This window comes from Spirosoma fluminis, assembly GCF_054778895.1.
On sequence record NZ_BAAGZD010000036.1, the window covers coordinates 1 to 2,770 of the forward strand.

Sequence of the window (2,770 nt, forward strand, 5' to 3'; positions counted from 1 at the left end):
CACCACGGTATCGCTCACCACCGTGCTGGTCGTAGCCGCCGTGCAGCCGTTGGCTCCCGTCACCGTCACCGAGTAGGCACCGGCCGTGTTGACCACAATGCTTGAAGTGGTTTCGCCCGTGCTCCATGCATAGCTCACGCCGTTGCCCGGTACCGTAGCTACCAGCGTCGCGGTTAACTGGGCGCAGGTCAGGGTGTTGCTCACACTGGCCGTCAGGACAGGGGCAACCGTGTCACTGACCACCGTGGTGGTGGTCGTAGCCGTAGCTCCATTAGCACTCGTCACAGTCACCGAGTAGGGTCCGGCTACACTCACCGAAATGCTTGGGGTGGTCGCCCCCGTACTCCACAAGTACGTAGCGCCTGGTGTGGTGTTAGTATTAATCGTAGCCGTCAGTTGGGTACAGGTCAGGGTGTTGCTCACACTGGCCGTGACCATTGGTGGAGCCGTGTCACTGACGACCTCCATCGTGGTTGTAGCCGTACAGCCATTGGCTGAAGTGACCGTTACCGAGTAGGTACCAGCTACACTTACCGAGATGGTTGGGGTGGTCTGACCCGTGCTCCACAGGTAGGTAGCGCCTGGGCTAGCCGTGGTGCTGATGGTCGCCGTGGGCTGAACCACTGTCAGGGTGTTGCTCACCGAAGCCGTTACTTGCGGCACGACCGTATCGCTCACCACCGTGCTGGTAGTGGCAACTGTACAGCCGTTAGCGTTGGTCACCGTTACCGAGTACGGACCGGCCGCACTTACCAGGATGGTTGGGGTAGTCGCTCCCGTGCTCCAGAGATAGGTAGCGCCAGGCGTAGCCGTCGTACTAATCGTCGCCGTGGGCTGAGCGCAGGTCAGGGTGTTGCTCACCGATGCCGTAACAGTTGGTACAACTGTATTGCTGAAGACGGCTGTTGTTGTAGCAGCGGTGGCTCCGTTCGGTGCAGTTACCGTTACTGAATACAATCCTTCTGTGCTCACAACGATACTCGACGTCGTTTCGCCCGTGCTCCAGAGATAGCTGGCTATAGCTCCGCTAACCGTTGTTGATATAGTAGCCGTTGGTTGGGCGCAGGTCAAGGTGTTGCTCACGCTGGCCGTCACCGTAGGCGCATCCGTATCACTGACTACCGTTGTGGTAGCGACTGCCGTACACCCGTTAGGACTTGTCACCGTCACGGAGTACGTACCGGCGCTGACGACAGTGATGCTTGGCGTGGTCGCTCCGTTGCTCCACAGGTAGGTAACGCCATCACTGGCCTGGGTCGTAATCGTGGCTGTGGGCTGATTCACCGTGATCGTGTTGCTTACCGATACAGTTACTACTGGCACAACCGTATTACTGATGACGGTGCTCGTCGCGACCGCGGTACAGCCATTCGCTGCCGTTATGGTTAGCGAATACTGGCCGGGTGCGCTCACTGAGATACTCGCCGTAGTCTCACCCGTGTTCCAGCTGTAGCTCACCGGCTCATTAGAATTTGCCGTTAAAGTAACTACCGGTCGAATACAGGACAACGGACCGTTGGTGGCAATGGACACGGTCGGAGCAACTATATCCTGCTGAATAGTCGTGCTGGCCGTGGCCGTACAGCCATTGGCGCTTGTCACCGTTACCGAGTACAGACCCGCCAGGCTGGTGGAGAAGCTGGCCGTAGTCTGACCACTGCTCCATAGATACGTTACCAGTTCACTGGCCGACGCACTGATGGTGGCATTCGTTAAGGTACAGTTGAGCGGACCCGTATTGCTGGCCGTTACGGTCGGTACCAGTACGTTCTCAATAACAATTGTACTGGTCGTGGCCGTACAGCCGTTAGCGTTGGTCACCGTTACCGAGTACGGACCGGCCGCACTTACCAGGATGGTTGGGGTAGTCGCTCCCGTGCTCCAGAGATAGGTAGCGCCAGGCGTAGCCGTCGTACTAATCGTCGCCGTGGGCTGAGCGCAGGTCAGGGTGTTGCTCACCGATGCCGTAACAGTTGGTACAACTGTATTGCTGAAGACGGCTGTTGTTGTAGCAGCGGTGGCTCCGTTCGGTGCAGTTACCGTTACTGAATACAATCCTTCTGTGCTCACAACGATACTCGACGTCGTTTCGCCCGTGCTCCAGCGATAAGTAACGCCTGGCGTGGCTGTGGTGCTGATGGTCGCTGTGGGCTGGGCGCAGGTCAAGGTGTTGCTTACACTCACCGTTACGGTCGGTACGGCCGTATCACTTACCACTGTCGTGGTAGCGACTGCCGTACAGCCGTTGGGGCTTGTCACCGTTACCGAATAAATACCGGCACTGGTTACGGCGATGCTTGGGGTGGTCGCCCCGGTGCTCCACAGATACGTAACGCCTGGACTAGCTACCGTTGAGATGGTCGCCGTGGGCTGGCTCACCGTTATGATATTACTCGCCGTAGCGGTTACCGTTGGCACTGCGGTGTCGCTGATGACCGTCGTTGTAACTACGGCTGTACAGCCATTGGCAGATGTGATTGTCACCGAATAGGCACCAGCCGCACTCACTGAGATTGAGGCTGTCGTCTCACCCGTGTTCCACAGGTAGGTTACTGGTACGTCAGGCGCAACTGTTAGCGTTACCGTTGTCAGGGTGCAGGTCAGCGGACTCGTGCTGGCGATCGTTGCTGTCGGAGCAACTATGTCCTGCTGAATAGTCGTGCTGGCCGTGGCCGTACAGCCATTGGCGCTTGTCACCGTTACCGAGTACAGACCCGCCAGGCTGGTGGAGAAGCTGGCCGTAGTCTGACCACTGCTCCATAGATACGTT

The 2,770-nt window shown here is 57.9% G+C and carries 1 protein-coding gene; it reads right to left on the reverse strand.

Annotated elements, in window-relative coordinates:
• Nucleotides 1–2,770, reverse strand: a 2,770-nt coding sequence (locus tag ACYVBJ_RS20875; protein ID WP_460984245.1) for a beta strand repeat-containing protein, incomplete at both ends; no start/stop codon positions are given.